The 20,166-nt window shown below is 42.3% G+C and carries 18 protein-coding genes; 16 read left to right on the forward strand and 2 right to left on the reverse strand.

Going from position 1 to position 20,166, the window contains the following annotated elements; all coding sequences use genetic code 11:
• Window positions 1–317 precede the first annotated feature (317 nt).
• From ACUW6H_RS08460 to dnaJ, 12 genes are all read left to right on the forward strand, one after another.
• Entirely contained in the window at window positions 318–5,042 is a 4,725-nt protein-coding gene (locus tag ACUW6H_RS08460; protein ID WP_454364096.1) for an endo-beta-N-acetylglucosaminidase, read from the forward strand.
• Between the two features lie 248 nt (window positions 5,043–5,290).
• Window positions 5,291–6,490 carry a phosphoglycerate kinase gene (locus ACUW6H_RS08465; protein ID WP_048715731.1) on the forward strand — a complete coding sequence of 400 codons (1,200 nt, stop codon included), beginning with the start codon at window positions 5,291–5,293 and terminating at the stop codon, window positions 6,488–6,490.
• 137 nt (window positions 6,491–6,627) lie between these two features.
• On the forward strand, window positions 6,628–7,155 hold the full coding sequence (locus ACUW6H_RS08470; RefSeq protein ID WP_096406080.1) for an FUSC family protein: 528 nt from the start codon (window positions 6,628–6,630) through the stop codon (window positions 7,153–7,155).
• Window positions 7,156–7,231: 76 nt separating this feature from the next.
• On the forward strand, window positions 7,232–7,588 hold the full coding sequence (glnR, locus tag ACUW6H_RS08475) for a transcriptional repressor GlnR (protein ID WP_000659541.1): 357 nt from the start codon (window positions 7,232–7,234) through the stop codon (window positions 7,586–7,588).
• Between the two features lie 36 nt (window positions 7,589–7,624).
• On the forward strand, window positions 7,625–8,971 hold the full coding sequence (glnA, locus tag ACUW6H_RS08480; RefSeq protein ID WP_454364099.1) for a type I glutamate--ammonia ligase: 1,347 nt from the start codon (window positions 7,625–7,627) through the stop codon (window positions 8,969–8,971).
• Between the two features lie 111 nt (window positions 8,972–9,082).
• A complete protein-coding gene (locus ACUW6H_RS08485; protein ID WP_000423976.1) occupies window positions 9,083–9,403 on the forward strand; it encodes a PadR family transcriptional regulator in 321 nt (106 codons plus the stop codon).
• Window positions 9,403–9,978, forward strand: coding sequence for a DUF2812 domain-containing protein (locus ACUW6H_RS08490; RefSeq protein ID WP_061853069.1), 576 nt, complete (start codon window positions 9,403–9,405; stop codon window positions 9,976–9,978). Before ACUW6H_RS08485 ends, ACUW6H_RS08490 begins: the two co-directional genes overlap by 1 nt.
• 34 nt (window positions 9,979–10,012) lie before the next feature.
• Complete coding sequence (locus ACUW6H_RS08495; RefSeq protein ID WP_096406083.1) at window positions 10,013–10,528, forward strand: DUF2812 domain-containing protein; 516 nt, start codon at window positions 10,013–10,015, stop codon at window positions 10,526–10,528.
• Between the two features lie 160 nt (window positions 10,529–10,688).
• Window positions 10,689–11,723, forward strand: coding sequence for a heat-inducible transcriptional repressor HrcA (hrcA, locus tag ACUW6H_RS08500; RefSeq protein WP_454364101.1), 1,035 nt, complete (start codon window positions 10,689–10,691; stop codon window positions 11,721–11,723).
• A gap of 26 nt (window positions 11,724–11,749) precedes the next feature.
• Entirely contained in the window at window positions 11,750–12,265 is a 516-nt protein-coding gene (grpE, locus tag ACUW6H_RS08505; RefSeq protein WP_454364103.1) for a nucleotide exchange factor GrpE, read from the forward strand.
• Between the two features lie 421 nt (window positions 12,266–12,686).
• Window positions 12,687–14,510 carry a molecular chaperone DnaK gene (gene dnaK / locus ACUW6H_RS08510; RefSeq protein ID WP_268705819.1) on the forward strand — a complete coding sequence of 608 codons (1,824 nt, stop codon included), beginning with the start codon at window positions 12,687–12,689 and terminating at the stop codon, window positions 14,508–14,510.
• Between the two features lie 433 nt (window positions 14,511–14,943).
• Window positions 14,944–16,080, forward strand: a complete 1,137-nt coding sequence (dnaJ, locus tag ACUW6H_RS08515; RefSeq protein WP_001066315.1) for a molecular chaperone DnaJ — start codon at window positions 14,944–14,946, stop codon at window positions 16,078–16,080.
• A 25-nt stretch (window positions 16,081–16,105) separates the two neighbouring features.
• Here the strand turns inward: dnaJ and ACUW6H_RS08520 are convergent, their stop codons facing one another.
• Window positions 16,106–16,393: a hypothetical protein gene (locus ACUW6H_RS08520; RefSeq protein ID WP_268725940.1), complete on the reverse strand. Its 288-nt coding sequence runs from the start codon at window positions 16,391–16,393 to the stop codon at window positions 16,106–16,108.
• A gap of 9 nt (window positions 16,394–16,402) precedes the next feature.
• Window positions 16,403–16,813, reverse strand: a complete 411-nt coding sequence (locus ACUW6H_RS08525) for an HIT family protein (protein ID WP_308689892.1) — start codon at window positions 16,811–16,813, stop codon at window positions 16,403–16,405.
• Between the two features lie 67 nt (window positions 16,814–16,880).
• Here ACUW6H_RS08525 and ACUW6H_RS08530 point away from each other — a divergent pair, with 67 nt between their 5' ends.
• The 4 genes from ACUW6H_RS08530 to trmB are packed head-to-tail and all read left to right on the forward strand — an operon-like array spanning window position 16,881 to window position 20,132.
• A complete protein-coding gene (locus tag ACUW6H_RS08530) occupies window positions 16,881–17,612 on the forward strand; it encodes an ABC transporter ATP-binding protein (RefSeq protein ID WP_454364107.1) in 732 nt (243 codons plus the stop codon).
• A complete protein-coding gene (locus ACUW6H_RS08535; RefSeq protein WP_454364109.1) occupies window positions 17,609–18,658 on the forward strand; it encodes an ABC transporter permease in 1,050 nt (349 codons plus the stop codon). The genes ACUW6H_RS08530 and ACUW6H_RS08535 overlap by 4 nt, the downstream gene beginning before the upstream one ends.
• A 47-nt stretch (window positions 18,659–18,705) precedes the next feature.
• Entirely contained in the window at window positions 18,706–19,500 is a 795-nt protein-coding gene (gene ccrZ, locus ACUW6H_RS08540; protein WP_096406096.1) for a cell cycle regulator CcrZ, read from the forward strand.
• Window positions 19,497–20,132, forward strand: a complete 636-nt coding sequence (gene trmB, locus ACUW6H_RS08545; protein WP_096406098.1) for a tRNA (guanosine(46)-N7)-methyltransferase TrmB — start codon at window positions 19,497–19,499, stop codon at window positions 20,130–20,132. Before ccrZ ends, trmB begins: the two co-directional genes overlap by 4 nt.
• Window positions 20,133–20,166: the final 34 nt, after the last annotated feature.

The following is a 20,166-nucleotide window of genomic DNA, read 5'->3' on the forward strand; positions in this document are numbered from 1 at the left end:
AATAATCGCGGAATTTCTCCTATTCTATTTTAAAGGATAATAGGAAATCTAACAAGTGTTTAATGGAAATTTTCATAAGAAAAAGGTAACTTTCTCTAAAAATAGAGGATAAATTTACTGTAAGAGAGTCGAATGATAGGATTGTGTCCAAATTTTACTGATTATTATCCTAGTTATAGTTTTTGTATCAAATAGATTGACATCGCTTTCATATAAGATAAAATGAAGATGATTCTGTTCGGGTGGTGTCCACTATGAACAGTTGCTTTTTATCTAAAAAGTAAAGCGCTTACTTTTTATTTTATTAGGAGGATAAGATGAAAGATCTATTTTTTGAAAAACGTTGCCGTTACAGTATTCGTAAGCTGTCTATTGGGGCTTGTTCCTTGATGATTGGTTCAGCTCTATTTGCGAGCCCAGCTCTTGCCGAACAGGTCGCTGCCCCTGAAACAGCTGCTAGTACGAGCACTCAAGCGACAAGTGCCAGTGAAATGACTAATCCAGAAACCGCAGCCATCGAAAAACAATTAGAGGAAACTGAAAACAAAGTAGCTGAGCAACCAATTTCAGAAAACACTCCAGCAATAGCTGATTTAGTTAATGAAAAAGAAGAAGCAAAGCCAGCTCCGACAGATAAAACTGAAAAACCTGCTCAACCAACTGACAAAGAAGGAGTCAAGCCTGAGGAAACTCCTCAAGTGGCTGACAATAAAGCTGACAAACCAAGTCTAGCAGACGTTCCTAAGAATGAAGAGAAGAGTCTCCGACCAAAAGAAATCAAGTTTGATACTTGGGATGATTTGTTGAAATGGGAACCAGGTGCGCGTGAGGATGATCCCATCAATCGATCCTCAGTTGAACTCGCCAAGCGCCATAGAGGCCAGTTGGTTAACGAAAAAGCAAGCAGAAGAGCCAAGGTTCAGGCGCTAGCAAACACCAACTCAAAGGCCAAAAACCACGCTTCTGTTGGTGGAGAAGAATTCAAGGCCTACGCCTTTGATTACTGGCAATACTTGGATTCAATGGTCTTCTGGGAAGGTCTAGTTCCAACTCCAGATGTCATTGATGCAGGGCACCGCAACGGAGTTCCCGTTTATGGAACACTTTTCTTCAACTGGTCAAACAGCATTGCCGACCAAGAGAAATTTGCAGCTGCCTTGAAACAAGACGCAGATGGCACTTTCCCTATCGCACGGAAACTTGTCGATCTTGCTAAGTACTATGGCTTTGATGGCTATTTCATTAATCAGGAAACAACGGGGGAATTGGTAGCACCTCTTGGTGAAAAAATGCGCCAATTCATGCTCTATACAAAAGAATACGCAGCCAAAGTCAACCACCCGATCAAGTATGCTTGGTACGATGCCATGACCTACAAATACGGTCGTTACCACGAAGATGGTCTAGGTGATTACAACTACCAGTTCATGCAAAAAGAAGGTGACAAAGTCCCTGCAGATCAATTCTTTGCCAATTTCAACTGGAACAAGGAAAAGAATGACCACTCCGTAGAGATGGCCAAATGGCTAGAGCGTAGTCAATATGATGTCTTTGCAGGCTTGGAATTGCAACAAGGTGGTTCTTATAAGACCAAAGTCAAATGGGATGCCCTCTTAGATGAAAAAGGTAAGTTGCGTTTGTCGTTAGGACTTTTTGCACCAGATACGATTACCAGTCTAGGAAAAACAGGCGAAGACTACCACAAGAACGAAGATATCTTCTTTACAGGTTACCAAGGAGATCCAACGGCTCAAAAACCAGCTGACAAAGAGTGGTATGGAATTGCCAATTTAGTTGCTGACCGTACACCAGCAGTAGGACGTACCTTCACCACCTCTTTTAATACAGGTCATGGTAGAAAATGGTTTGTTGACGGTAAAGTTTCTAAGGATTCTGAGTGGAACTACCGTTCTGTTTCAGGTGTTTTACCAACATGGCGCTGGTGGCAGACTTCGACAGGTGAAAAACTTCGTGCAGAATATGACTTTACAGATGCCTACAATGGCGGAAATTCTCTTAAATTCTCAGGTGATGTAGCTGGTAAGACGGACCAGGATGTGAATTTGTATTCTACCAAACTAGAAGTAACAGAGAAAACCAAACTTCGTGTTGCCCACAAGGGAGGAAAAGGCTCTAAAGTTTATATGGCCTTCTCTACGACTCCAGACTACAAATTTGAGGATGCAGGTGCATGGAAAGAACTGACTTTATCTGATGACTGGAAGAATGAAGAATTTTACCTTAGCTCACTAGCTGGAAAAACCATCTATGCAGTCAAACTCTTCTTTGAGCATGAAGGAGCTGTAAAAGATTATCAGTTTAACCTAGGTCAATTGACAATTTCGGATAATCACCAAGCACCACAAGCGCCGACAGGTCTTTCTGTGGTGAAACAATCTCTTAAAAATGCCCAAGAAGCTGAAGCAGTGGTCCAGTTTGCGGGTAACCAAGATGCAGATTTCTATGAAGTCTACGAAAAAGATGGAGATAACTGGCGTTTGTTGACAGGATCATCTGCTTCCACTATCTACTTGCCAAAAGTTAGCCGCTCTGCTAATGCGACTGGTAGGACTCAGGAACTGAAAGTCGTTGCAGTTGGTAAAAATGGACTCCGTTCTGAGGCTGCAACTGTGTCATTCAACTGGGGGATGACAGTTCAGGATACAACTCTCCCAAGACCTTTGGCTGAAAATATCGTTCCAGGTGCAAAGGTTATCGATAGCACTTTCCCAAATACTGAAGGTGGAGAAGGTATCGAAGGTATGTTGAACGGTACCATTACTAGCTTGTCAGATAAGTGGTCTTCAGGACAATTGAGCGGTAGTGTCGATATTCGTTTGACCAAGCCACGTACCGTTGTTAGATGGGTCATGGATCATGCGGGAGCTGGTGGTGAGTCTGTCAACGACGGTTTGATGAACACCAAAGACTTTGATCTTTACTACAAGGATACAGACGGTGAGTGGAAACTAGCTAAGGAAGTCCGTGGCAACAAAGCGCACGTTACGGATATCACTCTTGACAAACCAATCACTGCTCAAGACTGGCGCCTAAAAGTTATCACTTCAGATAACGGGACACCTTGGAAGGCCATTCGTATCTATAACTGGAAGATGTATGAAACCCTGGACACAGAAAGTCAAAATATTCCAATGGCTAAGGTAGCTGCCCGTTCACTTGGAAACCATCAAGTTCAACTAGGCTTCTCTGATGTTCCAGCGGGTGCAACTATCACCGTTTACGACAAGGCAGATTCACAAACACCGATTGCAACTTTGAAGTCGGAAACTGGAGGCGACTTGGCAACAGCACCATTGGGCTTTGACAAACAACCAAATCTCCTCTATTATCGTACCCAACTACCTGGCAAAGAAATCAGTAACACCTTGGCTGTAGCGATTCCACAGGATGAAAGAAAAATTGCTGCAGTTAGTCTCGAAAAAGGACCTAAGAAGACGGTTTATAAAGAGGGAGAAAAACTGGACCTAAGAGGCGGAACACTCCGTGTTCAATACGAAGGGGGACAAGCCGATGAGCTGATTAACCTTACTCACTCAGGTGTGACGGTATCTGGATACGATGCTCATCAAAAAGGGGAACAAAACCTAACACTTCAATACCTTGGTTTACCAGTGTCAGGTGATCTGAAAGTCCAAGTGACAGGACAGGATGAAGGAAAACCAAAAGAAGTAGCAGGTTTGTACATTACGAAGAAACCAAAAACAGACTATCTAGTAGGGGATCAACTGGATCTTTCTGAAGGTCGCTTCGGTGTCCTCTATGATGATGAGACGGAAGAAAGTCATGCCTTTACGGATCAAGGTGTTGAAATCACGGGCTATGATGCTCAGAAGACTGGACGACAAACCTTGACCCTGCATTACAAGGGACACACTGCTGAGTTCGATGTCTTGGTTTCTCCAAAAGCAGCTGTCAACGATGAGTACCTCAAACAAGAAATCACTGCTGCCCAAGGTCGCCAGTCAACCCTTGCCTATACCTTCTCAAGTGAGAACAAACAAGCTGTACTAGTAGAGAAACTTAATGCAGCGAAAGCTGTTGCAGAAAACCATGATGCCAGTCAAGAAGAAGTCAACAAAGCCTTGAATGAATTGAAACAAGCTGGAGCGGACTTGGATGGAAATCAACGTTATCAAACTGCTAGAGAAGAATTGGAAGGCTTGCTCGAGTCCGTCCGTGAAAAAGATTCTCAAGATGAGTTGATTGCCCAAGCTGAAGCTTTGTTGTCTTCACAAACACCAACTCCACAAGCTTTTTCGGACATGAAAGAAAAGTTGAATAAGAAACTAGCACCAGCAGAAGAAAGCAATCATGTTGGAAGCATGGATCCAAATGAAGTGGCTCCAACAGTTGAAGCCCTCCCTGAACTAGTTATTGAAACTGAAACAACAGCCTTTGAACGTCAGGAGCGACCAAACGCTGAGCTTCTCAAAGGACGACGCCAGCTAGTTCAAGCAGGAGCGGAAGGCCAAGTTCGTCGTCTAGTAGAAGTAGATGCCCAAGGCAAACGCATCCTTCGTTCAACTGAAGTTCTCAAGGAAGCCCTCCCAGAAATCACAGAAGTTGGAACAAAAGTTTTGTCAAGTAACCAACCGGCTGAGGGAGTAAAAGACCTAGTTTTAGAAATTTCGAAACTAGAAATTGAAGAGGATACAGTAGCCTTCGAACGTCAAGAGCGACCAAATGCAAGCCTTCTGAAAGGTCAACGTCAGCTAGTTCAAGCAGGAGCGGAAGGCCAAGTTCGTCACTTTGTAGAGGTGGATGCCCAAGGCAAACGCACCCTTCGTTCAACTGAAGTTCTCAAGGAAGCTGTCCCAGAAATCACAGAAGTTGGAACAAAAGAAGAGCTAGACTCACAAACAACAGACCAAGCGTCTTTAGCAGCATCGGTAAAAGTTGAAAAGTCAACAAATCAACTGCCAAATACTGGTGTAGAAACAGATGCCAGTCTAGTAGCTATGGGACTTTTCGGAGCAATGAGTGCATATGGCTTGCTTGCTAGAAAGAAGAAAGAAGACTAATCGATTTAGAATTCTTGGAATTTCTCATAACAACTAAAAAACAAGGTTTGACTGCAAGTCGGTCAGGCCTTGTTTTGATTATTTTATCTTGCTTTGATTACTTATTTGATAAGGTTTTTCTAGATTTGATTTTAAAAAATCCTAATTTCAGTCTCAAGAAAGAACAAGAAAAGTTTAGGCTTTTTCTATCTCTTTTGCTGATTTTGTGATATAATTAACACGTATAAAAAAAGAAGGAGTCATATCTAATGGCAAAATTGACTGTTAAAGACGTTGACTTGAAAGGGAAAAAAGTTCTCGTTCGTGTTGACTTCAACGTACCTGTTAAAGATGGCGTGATTACCAATGACAACCGTATCACTGCAGCTCTTCCAACTATCAAGTACATTCTTGAACAAGGTGGACGTGCAATCCTCTTCTCTCACCTTGGACGTGTAAAAGAAGAAGCAGACAAAGAAGGTAAATCACTTGCTCCTGTAGCTGCTGACTTGGCAGCTAAATTGGGTCAAGACGTTGCTTTCCTTCCAGGTGTCACTCGTGGTGCTGAATTGGAAGCTGCGATCAACGCTCTTGAAGATGGACAAGTTCTCTTGGTTGAAAACACTCGTTTCGAAGATGTTGACGGCAAGAAAGAATCTAAAAACGATCCTGAACTTGGTAAATATTGGGCATCACTTGGAGATGGTATCTTCGTAAACGATGCATTCGGTACAGCTCACCGTGCACACGCATCTAACGTTGGTATCTCAGCAAACGTTGAAAAAGCAGTTGCTGGATTCCTTCTTGAAAACGAGATTGCCTACATCCAAGAAGCTGTTGAAGCTCCAGAACGTCCATTCGTAGCAATCCTTGGTGGTTCAAAAGTTTCAGACAAGATCGGTGTTATCGAAAACTTGCTTGAAAAAGCTGATAAAGTCCTTATCGGTGGTGGGATGACTTACACATTCTACAAAGCACAAGGTATCGAAATCGGTAACTCACTTGTAGAAGAAGACAAATTGGATGTTGCGAAAGCTCTTCTTGAAAAAGCAAACGGTAAATTGATCTTGCCAGTTGACTCAAAAGAAGCAAACGCATTTGCTGACTACACTGAAGTAAAAGACACTGAAGGTGAAGCAGTTGATCCAGGCTTCCTTGGTTTGGACATCGGTCCAAAATCTATCGCTAAATTTGACGAAGCCTTGACTGGTGCAAAAACTGTTGTCTGGAACGGACCTATGGGTGTATTTGAAAACCCTGACTTCCAAGCTGGAACAATCGGTGTGATGGACGCTATTGTGAAACAACCAGGCGTGAAATCAATCATCGGTGGTGGTGACTCAGCTGCAGCAGCGATCAACCTTGGTCGCGCAGACAAGTTCTCATGGATCTCTACTGGTGGTGGAGCATCAATGGAACTCCTTGAAGGTAAAGTATTGCCTGGATTGGCAGCACTTACAGAAAAATAAGCTTTCCTAAATGAAACGATGAAAAGAGGAACTTTGTTTCCTCTTTTTCTTGTTGTTTGAATTAAAAACGTTTCCTATCGATTTTGGCTCATAAAATCAACTAATTTATGATAAAATGGAAATAGAAAGTTGAGATTATGGGTTATTTTAAAAAATATAAATTTGATAAGTCACAGTTCAAGCTTGGTCTACGAACCTTTAAAACCGGAATTGCTGTTTTTTTAGTTCTCTTGATTTTTGGATTTTTTGGTTGGAAGGGACTTCAAATTGGGGCTTTGACAGCAGTCTTTAGTTTGAGAGAAAGCTTTGACAAGAGTGTTCATTTTGGGACATCACGCATTCTAGGAAACAGTATCGGAGGTTTCTACGCCCTTGTTTTCTTCCTTTTAAACACTCTATTTCAAGAAGCCTTTTGGGTGACCTTGCTGATCGTTCCAATCTGCACCATGTTAACCATTATGACAAATGTCGCCATGAATAATAAGGCGGGAGTTATCGGCGGAGTTTCGGCAATGTTGATTATTACCCTATCGATACCGAGCGGGGAGACAATTTTGTACGTGTTTGCTCGTGTATTTGAAACTTTTATGGGTGTTTTTGTGGCAATACTCGTAAATTATGATATTGATCGTTTCAGAAATCTTTTAGAGAAAAAAAGAAAATAATGTTACATTTTGTGACATTATTAATTGACGTATAGATTTTTTTAGACTATAATAGACAGAAAGAAGGAAATTGTAAATGAAGGAAAAAGAATTTCGTCGAAATATGGCTGTTTTTCCTATCGGTAGTGTGATGAAGTTGACCGATCTATCGGCGCGCCAGATTCGTTATTATGAAGATCAAGAGTTGATAAAGCCTGATCGAAACGAAGGGAACCGTCGTATGTATTCTTTGAATGACATGGATCGATTGCTTGAGATCAAAGATTATATCTCTGAAGGTTTCAATATTGCTGCCATTAAGAAGAAATACGCTGAGCGTGAGGCGAAATCCAAGAAAGCAGTGAGCCCAACGGAGGTGCGTCGTGCGCTTCATAATGAGCTCCTCCAACAAGGACGCTTTGCTTCAGCGCAGTCACCTTTTGGTCGCGGTTAGTCAATCGCAAGTAGTCAAAAATTAAGGAGTAAACACATGCCAATCACAGCTGCAGATATTCGTCGTGAAGTCAAGGAAAAAAATGTTACCTTTATCCGTCTCATGTTTTCAGATATTCTGGGAACCATGAAAAACGTCGAAATTCCTGCTACAGATGAACAGTTAGATAAGGTCTTGTCAAACAAAGCCATGTTTGATGGCTCTTCTATTGAAGGTTTTGTACGTATCAATGAGTCAGATATGTACTTGTACCCAGACTTGGATACGTGGACAGTCTTTCCTTGGGGAGATGAAAACGGAAGTGTTGCAGGTTTAATCTGTGATGTTTATACAACAGAAGGTGAACCATTTGCAGGTGACCCTCGTGGCAACCTCAAACGTGCTCTTCGTCACATGGAAGAAGTAGGATTCAAATCCTTCAACCTTGGTCCAGAGCCAGAATTCTTCCTATTTAAGTTGGATGAAAATGGGGACCCGACACTTGAAGTGAATGACAAGGGTGGCTATTTTGATTTGGCGCCTACTGACCTTGCGGACAATACGCGTCGTGAAATCGTTAATGTCTTGACTAAAATGGGATTTGAAGTAGAAGCAAGTCACCACGAGGTTGCGGTTGGTCAACATGAAATTGACTTCAAGTATGATGAAGTCCTCCGTGCCTGTGATAAGATTCAAATCTTTAAACTCGTTGTAAAAACCATCGCTCGTAAACACGGTCTTTATGCGACTTTTATGGCGAAACCAAAATTTGGTATTGCTGGATCAGGTATGCACTGTAATATGTCCTTGTTTGATGAGAATGGGAATAACGCCTTCTTTGATCCAAATGATCCAAAGGGAATGCAGTTGTCTGAAACAGCCTACCATTTCCTTGGTGGTTTGATCAAGCATGCTTACAACTATACTGCTATCATGAACCCAACTGTTAACTCCTACAAACGTTTGGTTCCTGGTTATGAAGCACCAGTTTACATTGCTTGGGCTGGTCGTAACCGCTCGCCACTAGTTCGTGTACCGGCTTCACGTGGTATGGGAACTCGTCTTGAGTTGCGCTCAGTAGACCCAATGGCAAACCCATACATCGCGATGGCAGTTCTATTGGAAGTTGGTTTGCACGGTATTGAAAATAAAATCGAAGCACCAGCTCCTATCGAAGAAAATATCTACATCATGACAGCAGAAGAGCGTAAGGAAGCTGGAATCACTGATCTTCCATCAACGCTTCACAATGCTTTGAAAGCTTTGACTGAGGATGACGTGGTCAAGGCAGCCCTAGGTGAACACATTTACACTAGCTTCCTTGAAGCTAAGCGTATCGAGTGGGCTAGCTATGCAACCTTTGTTTCACAATGGGAAGTTGATAATTACCTTGATCTTTACTAATATAGAAGAAAGATTGCCTGAGGGTGATCTTTTTTTGCATTTTATATCGAACTGTGATATAGTTTATATAACGAATCACGATATATCGAATTAAATAGGAGGTGTGGTTAAATGGAATTAACAGATAAGATTAGGCGTGTTTACCTTCCCATGACTGAAACGGGTTTTTATATCTTGTTTTGTTTACAGAAGGAGAACCATGGATATGGTATCACTCAAAAGGTCAAGGAGATGACAGATTCGCAAGTTTCGATTAGTCCTGGAACTATGTATGGGACCTTGTCAAAGATGGAAAAGGATGGCTTGATTTTCTTTGTCCGAGAAGAGGAAAAACGGAAAATTTATCAGATAACAGATTTGGGACGCAAAGTCTTAGATATTGAATTGAAACGTATTGAGCGGCTCTACAGAAACAGTCGGGAGGAAGGATGATGGGAAAGAAGGTTATTTATAGAATTGCTACCATTGCGGATTATGATAGAGAGGCTTTATATCTTAGAAAAATGCATGCTGAGGGATGGAAGCTCAAGGAAGTAACCTACTCTATCTTGTTGTTTGCAGTTAAGTATACCTTTGAAAAGTGCCAACCGGAGCAGGTGTCTTATCAGTTAGACTTTTATCCAATGAAAAAATCAGAGAGAGCCTCCTATTTGCAACTGTTTAAAGACTGTGGATGGGAGCATATTACAGACTTTAATGGTTTTTCCTACTTTAGAAAAGCACATTTTGAAATTGAATCGGATGCCGAGTTTGAAATTTATAATGACGCGGCCGGGAAGTTAGCTGTGGTCAAACGGATTTTAACGAGGCGGATGCTTCCTATTTTGCTTCTCTTTTTAGCTCTACTACCGGTTTTCTCAAAGTTTGTCAGTGGAGCTAGTTCTTTCAGTTGGGAATTGTTTTTGATTTTCATAATAGATTGTGTTTTATTGATTATTTTTGCGATTCAGATTTCTTATATTTTTTGGAGATTGTTTCAAAAGTGGAAAGAATTATCTGATAAATGAAACAATGCCTGTTTTCTAATTTGGAGGTAAGACAATGAATAGCAAGGTACAATTTCGGATGTTTGGCATTCTTGATTATGATAAGGAAGAAGACTATTTACGTGAAATGTATTTGCAAGGTTGGAGATATAAAACGAGTAGATGGTGGATTTTCTATTTTGAAGAAAGTGAGCCAGATGATGTGATTTACCTTGTGTGTGGTAAACAGTTTTTTAAGAAATATTATCATCAGCTAGAAAGTTTGAAAGATAGAGGTTGGGAGCTTGTAGAGGTTTGTCCGTCTTCTATTTTTCGGAAACCGGCTTCTGAGTTACTTCCGGAGGATCAAGTCTTCTATAGGAATCATCCTCTTAAATGGGAAATGGTGATCTCTAGACTTCGTCCTTCTATAGCTACCCTTTTGGGTGGGCTTGTTGTTTGCTTGGTTCTATATAGAGAAGATCTCTCTTCATCTTTCTTTCTTATTTTCGGTATTTACGGTCTCATGATTTCTTATCTAATCTATGGTTATTTCAGACTAAAAAGGAAATACCAAGTAGATAAAAAGTAAGATTCTAGGTCTTTAGACTGATTTTTAGCACTCTTGACAAAAGAGTGCTAATTTTTTGAGTTTTTGTCTTGACATTCTCTTCTAAGGGTGTATAATAGAATCATGAGTTAGCACTTGTGTGTATCGAGTGCTAATCAATCTGACAGAGAGGAGTGATGAGATGGTTACAGAACGTCAGCAGGATATTTTAAATCTGATTATTGACATCTTTACCAAAACGCACGAACCTGTCGGATCCAAAGCGCTACAAGAGTCTATTAATTCTAGTAGTGCTACCATTCGTAATGATATGGCAGCTCTAGAAAAACAAGGGTTGCTTGAGAAAGCTCATACTTCAAGTGGTCGGATGCCTAGTGTGGCTGGTTTTCAGTACTATGTAAAACACTCCTTGGCTTTTGATCGACTGGCTGAAAATGAGGTTTATGAGATTGTCAAAGCCTTTGATCAGGAGTTCTTCAAACTAGAGGATATTTTGCAAGAGGCTGCCAATTTACTGACAGACTTGAGTGGCTGTACGGTAGTGGCTCTGGATGTTGAGCCAAGTAGACAGCGCCTGACGGCTTTCGACATTGTCGTTCTAGGACAACATACTGCTCTTGCAGTTTTCACCTTAGACGAGTCACGAACGGTTACCAGTCAGTTTTTGATTCCAAGGAATTTCTTGCAGGAAGATTTGTTGAAACTGAAGAGCATCATTCAGGAACGTTTTCTCGGTCACACCGTTCTGGATATTCACTACAAGATTCGGACGGAGATTCCGCAGATTATCCAGCGTTACTTCACAACAACGGACAATGTCATGGATCTCTTTGAACACATTTTTAAAGAAATGTTCAACGAAAACATTGTAGTATCTGGCAAGGTCAATCTCTTGAATTTTGCCAATCTAGCGGCCTATCAGTTCTTTGACCAACCGCAAAAGGTGGCCCTAGAGATTCGTGAAAGTCTGCATGAAGATCAGATGCAAAATGTCCGTGTTGCGGACAGTCAAGAGTCTTGTCTAGCTGACCTAGCAGTGATTAGCAGTAAATTCCTCATTCCTTATCGAGGTTTTGGAATTCTAGCGATTATCGGTCCGGTCAATCTGGATTACCAGCAATTGGTCAACCAGGTCAATGTAGTCAACCGCGTATTGACTATGAAGTTGACAGATTTTTATCGCTACCTCAGCAGTAATCATTACGAAGTAAATTAATATTGGAATCATTAAAGGAGGCGAAAATGGCCCAAGATAAAAAAAACGAAGAAATGAAAGAAGAGGAAGTTGTGGAAGCAACTGAAGAAACAACTCCTGAGAAGTCTGAGTTGGACTTGGCAAATGAACGTGCAGATGAGTTTGAAAACAAATACCTTCGCGCTCATGCAGAAATGCAAAATATTCAACGCCGTGCCAATGAAGAGCGTCAAAACTTGCAACGTTATCGTAGCCAAGATCTGGCAAAAGCAATTTTACCATCGCTCGACAACTTAGAACGTGCACTTGCAGTTGAAGGATTGACAGACGATGTCAAAAAAGGATTGGAGATGGTGCAAGAGAGCTTGATTCACGCTTTGAAAGAAGAAGGAATCGAAGAAATCGCAGCTGACGGCGAATTTGACCATAACTATCACATGGCCATCCAAACTCTCCCAGCAGACGATGGACACCCCGCAGACACTATAGCACAAGTCTTCCAAAAAGGCTACAAACTCCATGACCGCATCTTACGCCCAGCCATGGTGGTGGTTTATAACTAAGATACAAAGCCCGTAAAAAGCTCACAGTAAAAATAGGAGATTGACGAAGTGTTCGATTAGGAAATTCTGACGGTAGCTAAAGCAACTCGTCAGAAAACGGCAATCGCTATGGCGTTTGCCTAGCCTCCTTACTAACTCGTAGTCGAAATAATATCGATTTCGACTCCTCGTGTCGTAACATAATAGGAAACTTGTCCGAAATGACAATAAACTATGAAGAAAGTTAAGAAAGTTGTTCAGCTTTGCAATAGTGAGCGAAGCGAACCAAAGGCGATACTCTTCGCCGTGGCGCTATTTGCGCAAACTTTGAGACCTTAGGCTCAAAGTTTAGTCAAAGAGATTGACGAGGTCAAGCTCTGACGGCGCCGCCACTTAAGAAGAGTATCAAAAAGAAAAAAGATAAATTTAAGGAGAAAAACACATGTCTAAAATTATCGGTATTGACTTAGGTACAACAAACTCAGCAGTTGCAGTTCTTGAAGGAACTGAAAGCAAAATCATCGCAAATCCAGAAGGAAATCGTACGACTCCATCTGTAGTATCATTTAAAAACGGCGAAATCATCGTTGGTGATGCGGCAAAACGTCAAGCAGTAACAAACCCAGATACAGTGATCTCTATCAAATCTAAGATGGGAACTTCTGAAAAAGTTTCTGCTAACGGTAAAGAATACACTCCGCAAGAAATCTCAGCCATGATCCTTCAATACTTGAAAGGCTATGCTGAAGAATACCTTGGTGAAAAAGTAACTAAGGCTGTTATCACAGTTCCAGCTTACTTTAACGATGCGCAACGTCAAGCGACTAAAGACGCTGGTAAAATCGCTGGTCTTGAAGTAGAACGTATCGTCAACGAACCAACTGCAGCAGCCCTTGCTTACGGTTTGGACAAGACTGACAAAGAAGAAAAAATCTTGGTATTTGACCTTGGTGGTGGTACATTCGACGTCTCTATCCTTGAATTGGGTGACGGTGTCTTCGACGTATTGTCAACTGCAGGGGACAACAAACTCGGTGGTGATGACTTCGACCAAAAAATCATTGACCACTTGGTAGCAGAATTCAAGAAAGAAAACGGTATTGACTTGTCTACTGACAAGATGGCAATGCAACGTTTGAAAGATGCGGCTGAAAAAGCGAAGAAAGACCTTTCTGGTGTAACTTCAACTCAAATCAGCTTGCCATTTATCACTGCTGGTGAAGCTGGACCTCTTCACTTGGAAATGACTTTGACTCGTGCGAAATTTGACGATTTGACTCGTGACCTTGTAGAACGTACAAAAGTTCCAGTTCGTCAAGCCCTCTCAGATGCAGGTTTGAGCTTGTCAGAAATTGACGAAGTTATCCTTGTTGGTGGTTCAACTCGTATCCCAGCCGTTGTAGAAGCTGTTAAGGCTGAAACTGGTAAAGAACCAAACAAATCAGTAAACCCTGATGAAGTAGTTGCTATGGGTGCTGCGATCCAAGGTGGTGTCATTACTGGTGATGTGAAAGACGTTGTCCTTCTTGATGTAACGCCATTGTCACTTGGTATCGAAACAATGGGTGGCGTCTTCACAAAACTCATCGAGCGTAACACAACAATTCCAACATCTAAATCACAAGTCTTCTCAACTGCAGCAGACAACCAACCAGCTGTTGACATTCACGTTCTTCAAGGTGAACGCCCAATGGCAGCAGATAACAAGACTCTTGGACGTTTCCAATTGACAGATATTCCAGCTGCACCTCGTGGAATTCCTCAAATCGAAGTGACATTTGACATCGATAAGAACGGTATCGTGTCTGTTAAGGCCAAAGATCTTGGAACTCAAAAAGAACAAACCATTGTCATCCAATCCAACTCAGGTTTGACAGACGAAGAAATCGACCGCATGATGAAAGACGCGGAAGCAAACGCTGAAGCCGATAAGAAACGTAAAGAAGAAGTAGACCTTCGTAACGAAGTAGACCAAGCTATCTTTGCGACTGAAAAGACAATCAAGGAAACTGAAGGCAAAGGCTTCGACGCAGAACGTGATGCTGCCCAAGCTGCCCTTGATGACCTTAAAAAAGCTCAAGAAGACAACAACTTGGACGAAATGAAAGCAAAACTCGAAGCTTTGAACGAAAAAGCTCAAGGCCTTGCTGTTAAACTCTACGAACAAGCCGCAGCAGCCCAACAAGCTCAAGCAGGAGCAGAAGGCGCACAAGCAACAGGAAACGCAGGCGATGACGTCGTAGATGGAGAGTTTACTGAAAAGTAAGATGCAAAGCCCGTTAAAACCTCACAGTGAAAATAGGAAATCTGACGCAGAAACTTTAGTTTCTAGGAAGATTTGTCTTTTTCACCAAGAGGTTAGGGAGTGCTCGATTTAGCATTACTAGTTTGATTTTTAAAACTCGAACGTCGTAATGATAGGAAGAAATCCAGAGGTTGCAACCCAGCCTCTGTTTTTCGGTAAAAAGAAACTGAACCTGATTTGTTGGGGTTTTGTCTCATCAATATAAAAGAAAGGAATTGAACCCGACCTAAATCGAGGTTTGATTCACAATATCAATAGAAAGGAACAAAGGTGTTCGCAACTGAACACGGGCTACGGACTGTGCCAAAAAGATAGTTTTTTCTAGGACGCACGCGTCCGTCGTTAAAACTCCTATTTTGGCTGTGTCCGTTTGACGCCCTTTGTATCTTGAATTATGAACAATACTGAATTTTATGATCGCCTGGGGGTGTCAAAAAACGCTTCGGCAGACGAGATCAAAAAAGCTTATCGTAAGCTTTCCAAAAAATACCACCCAGATATCAACAAGGAGCCTGGTGCTGAGGAAAAGTACAAGGAAGTTCAAGAAGCCTATGAGACTTTGAGTGACGACCAAAAACGGGCAGCCTACGACCAATATGGTGCTGCAGGTGCCAACGGTGGCTTTGGTGGTGCTGGCGGTTTCGGTGGCTTTGACGGAGCAGGTGGCTTCGGTGGTTTTGAAGATATCTTCTCAAGTTTTTTCGGGGGAGGCGGAGCTTCGCGCAATCCAAACGCTCCTCGTCAAGGGGATGACCTCCAGTACCGTGTGAACTTGACCTTTGAAGAAGCTATCTTCGGAACGGAAAAAGAAGTTAAATATAATCGTGAAGCCAGCTGTCGTACATGTAACGGATCTGGTGCTAAGCCAGGAACAAGTCCAGTCACTTGTGGACGCTGTCATGGCGCTGGTGTCATTAACGTTGATACGCAGACTCCTCTTGGTATGATGCGTCGCCAAGTAACCTGTGATGTCTGTCATGGTCGCGGAAAAGAAATCAAGGATCCATGTACAACTTGTCATGGAACAGGTCATGAAAAACAAGCTCATAGCGTACATGTGAAGATTCCTGCAGGTGTGGAAACAGGCCAACAAATCCGCCTCGCGGGTCAAGGTGAAGCAGGCTTTAACGGTGGACCTTACGGAGACTTGTACGTGGTGGTTTCAGTAGAAGCTAGCGATAAGTTTGAACGTGAAGGAACCACTATTTTCTACAAGTTAAATCTTAATATCGTCCAAGCTACTCTTGGAGATACTGTTGAAATTCCAACCGTGCATGGTGATGTTGAATTGGTCATCCCAGAAGGAACTCAGACTGGCAAGAAATTCCGTCTACGTGGCAAGGGAGCACCGAGCCTTCGTGGCGGTGCCGTTGGTGACCAATATGTTACAGTTAATGTCGTGACTCCGACAGGTTTGAACGACCGCCAAAAAGCAGCGCTTAAAGAGTTCGCAGCTGCAGGTGACTTGAAAGTCAATCCAAAGAAAAAAGGCTTCTTTGACCATATAAAAGATGCCTTTGAAGGTGAATAAAGTAAAAAGAGCCGTTGGGCTCTTTTTACTTATCCTCAAATTCCTGTGTTTCTTTTATCACAGCTAGTCTGGTTTGGAAATCCTTTTCCAAAACTTTGAATTTATAGGTCAAATCTTTTTGGTATTCCTTGATAAGGGCTTTTTGTTGGTCGATGATTTGTAGGCTGTTTTGGATGATATCTAAATCATCCTTGATAGCTTCGACACGGTCAGTTGTATCTAGCACTTCATCCTGAATGGCTTGGCGATTTTTTACGACAAAATAACTTCCAGCTGCAGCTCCTGCGAATAGCAGTAGATTTGATAGTTTCATGGCATCTCCTTAAGCGTTTCTAATGGTTTCAGCGACTTGGGCAAGTTTGTCAAAGTCAGGTTCGTGGGCGATAAAGTCAATCTTGAGGTCATCTTCTGCACCGTAGCGAGGTACGAGATGCACGTGAGTATGAAAGACTGTTTGACCAGCAACTTCCTCACAGTTGGCGATGATATTCATTCCGGCAGCCTTGGTAGCCTTCATGACTTTTTGAGCCACTGTTGGCACTGAGGCAAAGAGTTGGCTAGCGCTGGTAGCATCCATCTCCAAAAGATTGCGGTAGTGTTCTTTTGGTACGACTAAGGTGTGTCCAGGTGTTACTTGAGAGATATCAAGGAAGGCAAGAACCTGCTCATCCTCGTATACTTTGGAAGCAGGAATCTCCCCTGCGATAATCTTACAAAAAATGCAATCTGACATAAAATCCACCTCTACTGTATTGAATTTTGATATAATATAGCTACATTATACCAGATTCGGAGAAAATATGTTAGAAATTAAAAACCTGACAGGTGGCTATGTTCACGTCCCTGTCTTGAAAGATGTGTCCTTTACAGTTGAAAGTGGACAGTTGGTCGGTTTGATTGGTCTTAACGGTGCTGGGAAATCAACGACTATCAATGAGATTATCGGTCTTTTGACACCTTACAGTGGGGAAATCAAGATTAATGGTTTGACCCTGCGAGAAGATGCGACCAACTATCGCAAGCAGATTGGCTACATCCCAGAAACGCCTAGCTTGTATGAGGAATTGACCCTCAGAGAGCATATCGAGACGGTTGCCATGGCTTATGGTATCGATCAGAAAGTGGCTTTTGAGCGAGTAGAACCGCTTTTAAAAATGTTCCGTTTGGATCAGAAGTTAGATTGGTTCCCGGTTCATTTCTCCAAAGGGATGAAGCAGAAGGTCATGATTATCTGTGCTTTTGTGGTAGATCCGAGCCTCTTTATCGTTGATGAGCCTTTTCTTGGTCTGGATCCGCTAGCTATTGCAGACTTGATTCAGCTTTTGGAAGTGGAAAAGCAAAAAGGCAAGTCCATCCTCATGAGTACCCACGTGCTGGATTCGGCGGAAAAGATGTGTGACGCCTTTGTTATCCTCCACAAGGGAGAGGTGCGGGCTCAGGGGAACCTCCAGCAACTACGCGAGGCCTTTGACATGCCTGAAGCGAGTTTGAATGACATTTACTTGGCTCTGACCAAAGAGGAGGACCGATGAAAGACTTGTTTTTAAAGCGAAAGCAGGCTTTTCGTAAGGAGTGTGTAGGTTATCTGCGTTATGTTCTCAATGACCACTTTGTCTTATTCCTGCTGGTTCTCATCGGTTTTTTAGCCTACCAGTACAGTCAACTCTTGCAAGATTTTCCTGAAAATCATTGGCCCATCCTCTTGTTTTTGGGAATTGTATCTGCCTTGCTTTTGGCTTGGGGAGGAATCGCGACCTACATAGAAGTACCTGACAAGCTCTTTCTCTTAGTCAGTGAAGAGGAGGTCAAGTCCTATCTCAAAGGGCAGACGTCACGTTCACTGGTCTTTTGGCTCTTTGTCCAAACCCTTTTCTTGCTTTTATTTGCGCCCTTGTTTTTAGCCATGGGCTATGGTTTTCCAGTTTTTCTCATCTATGTGGTTTTATTGGGAGCTGGGAAGTACCTCCTCTTTCGCCAAAAAGCCAGCAAATTTTTCACTGAAACTGGCCTCGACTGGGACTATGTCATTGCCCAAGAAAGCAAGCGCAAGCAAATCTTACTTCGTTTCTTTGCCCTCTTTACTCAGGTCAAGGGCGTTTCAAATAGTGTCAAGCGTCGCGCTTATCTGGATTTCATCCTAAAGACTGTTCAAAAGGTGCCAGGGAAGATCTGGCAAAACCTCTATCTCCGCTCTTATCTGCGAAATGGAGACCTCTTTGCCCTCAGTCTCCGCCTCTTGCTCTTATCCTTGTTAGCTGTGATCTTTATCGAGCAATCTTGGATCGCGACGGCAGTAGTTGTCCTGTTTAATTATCTTATGCTCTTCCAGTTGTTGGCTCTCTATCGTGCCCTTGACTACCAGTACTTGACCCAGCTCTTTCCTTTAGAAAAGGGTGAAAAAGAGAAGGGTTTGAAACAGATAATGCTCGGTGTTGGAAGTGTCGTTCTTTTGTTGGAATTGCTAGTCGGAGCAGTAGTTTTGCAAGAAAAAATAGCCTTGTTGGCTCTTGTAGGAGCAAGTCTTGTCCTACAATTGTTTTATTTACCTTATCAAGTGAAAAGATTGGTTGACGAATAGACAAAAAACTAGTAGAATAGTAAGGAAACTTTATACGGAGGAAAGAAATGGACTTGGGTGATATTGAGCTAACGCTGACCCCGATACCAGGGAAGAGCGGCAAGGCTTATATGGGAAGCTACCCTGATGGGAAGCGCGTCTTTGTAAAAATGAACACCTCTCCAATCCTACCTGGCCTAGCCAGAGAACAAATCGCTCCTCAATTACTATGGACTCGTCGTTTAGCGGATGGTCGTGATATGTGTGCCCAAGAATGGTTGACGGGCAAAATCTTGACTCCCTACGATATGAATCGCAAACAAATTATTACAATCTTGAACCGTCTTCACCGCTCGCGTCCCTTGATGAAGCAGTTGAGTCGTTTGGGATATACCATGGAAAAACCGGTTGATTTATTGCGTTCTTGGCAACAAGAAGTACCAGAAATCTTGCAACAGAATCACTACTTGAATAGTGTGATTGCTGAGCTAGGTAAGACGGTTCCAAGTTTTAGAGAAGACCATGCAACGATTGTGCATGGGGATCTTCGCCATAGTAATTGGATTGAGACAGAGAGTGGACTCGTTTATCTAGTGGATTGGGATTCGGTTCGTCTGACGGATCGTATGTTTGATGTGGCGCATTTGCTATGCCACTACATTCCAGATCATCAGTGGCGTCAATGGTTGAGAGACTACGGCTATAAGTACAATCAGACAGTGTTAGATAAATTGTACTGGTATGGTCAGTATTCTTACTTGAACCAGATTGCCAAATACTGTGAAAATCAAGATTTAGACAATGTAAACCGGGAGATTTATGCCTTGCGTGTCTTCCGTGACAAGTATGGAAAGAAGAGATGAGAGTTAGAAATCGTAAAGGGGCGACAGAGTTACTAGAGGCTAATCCCCAGTATGTTGTCCTCAATCCCTTGGAAGCAAAAGGGAAATGGCGAGACTTGTTTGGAAATGATCATCCGATTCATGTTGAGGTTGGAAGTGGAAAAGGAGCCTTCGTATCAGGAATGGCCAAACAAAACCCTAACATCAACTATATCGGGATTGATATCCAAAAGTCGGTGTTAAGTTATGCCTTGGATAAGGTATTAGAAGTTGGAGTGCCCAATATCAAGTTGTTGTGGGTAGATGGTTCAGATTTGACAGACTACTTTGAAGACGGTGAGATTGATCGTCTCTACCTAAACTTTTCTGATCCCTGGCCTAAAAAACGCCATGAAAAACGTCGTTTGACCTACAAGAGTTTCTTGGATACCTTTAAGCGTATCTTGCCTGAGAATGGGGAAATCCATTTCAAGACAGATAACCGTGGCTTGTTTGAGTACAGCCTGGTGAGTTTTTCTCAGTATGGGATGAAACTGAACGGAGTTTGGTTGGACTTACATGCCAGTGATTTTGAAGGCAATGTCATGACGGAATATGAGCAAAAATTCTCCAACAAGGGTCAAGTGATCTACCGAGTTGAGGCAGAATTTTAAGAAATAGCTTAAAAACCAGCCGTTTGAGTGCTTA

The organism is Streptococcus sp. 151470009-6 (genome assembly GCF_053628175.1).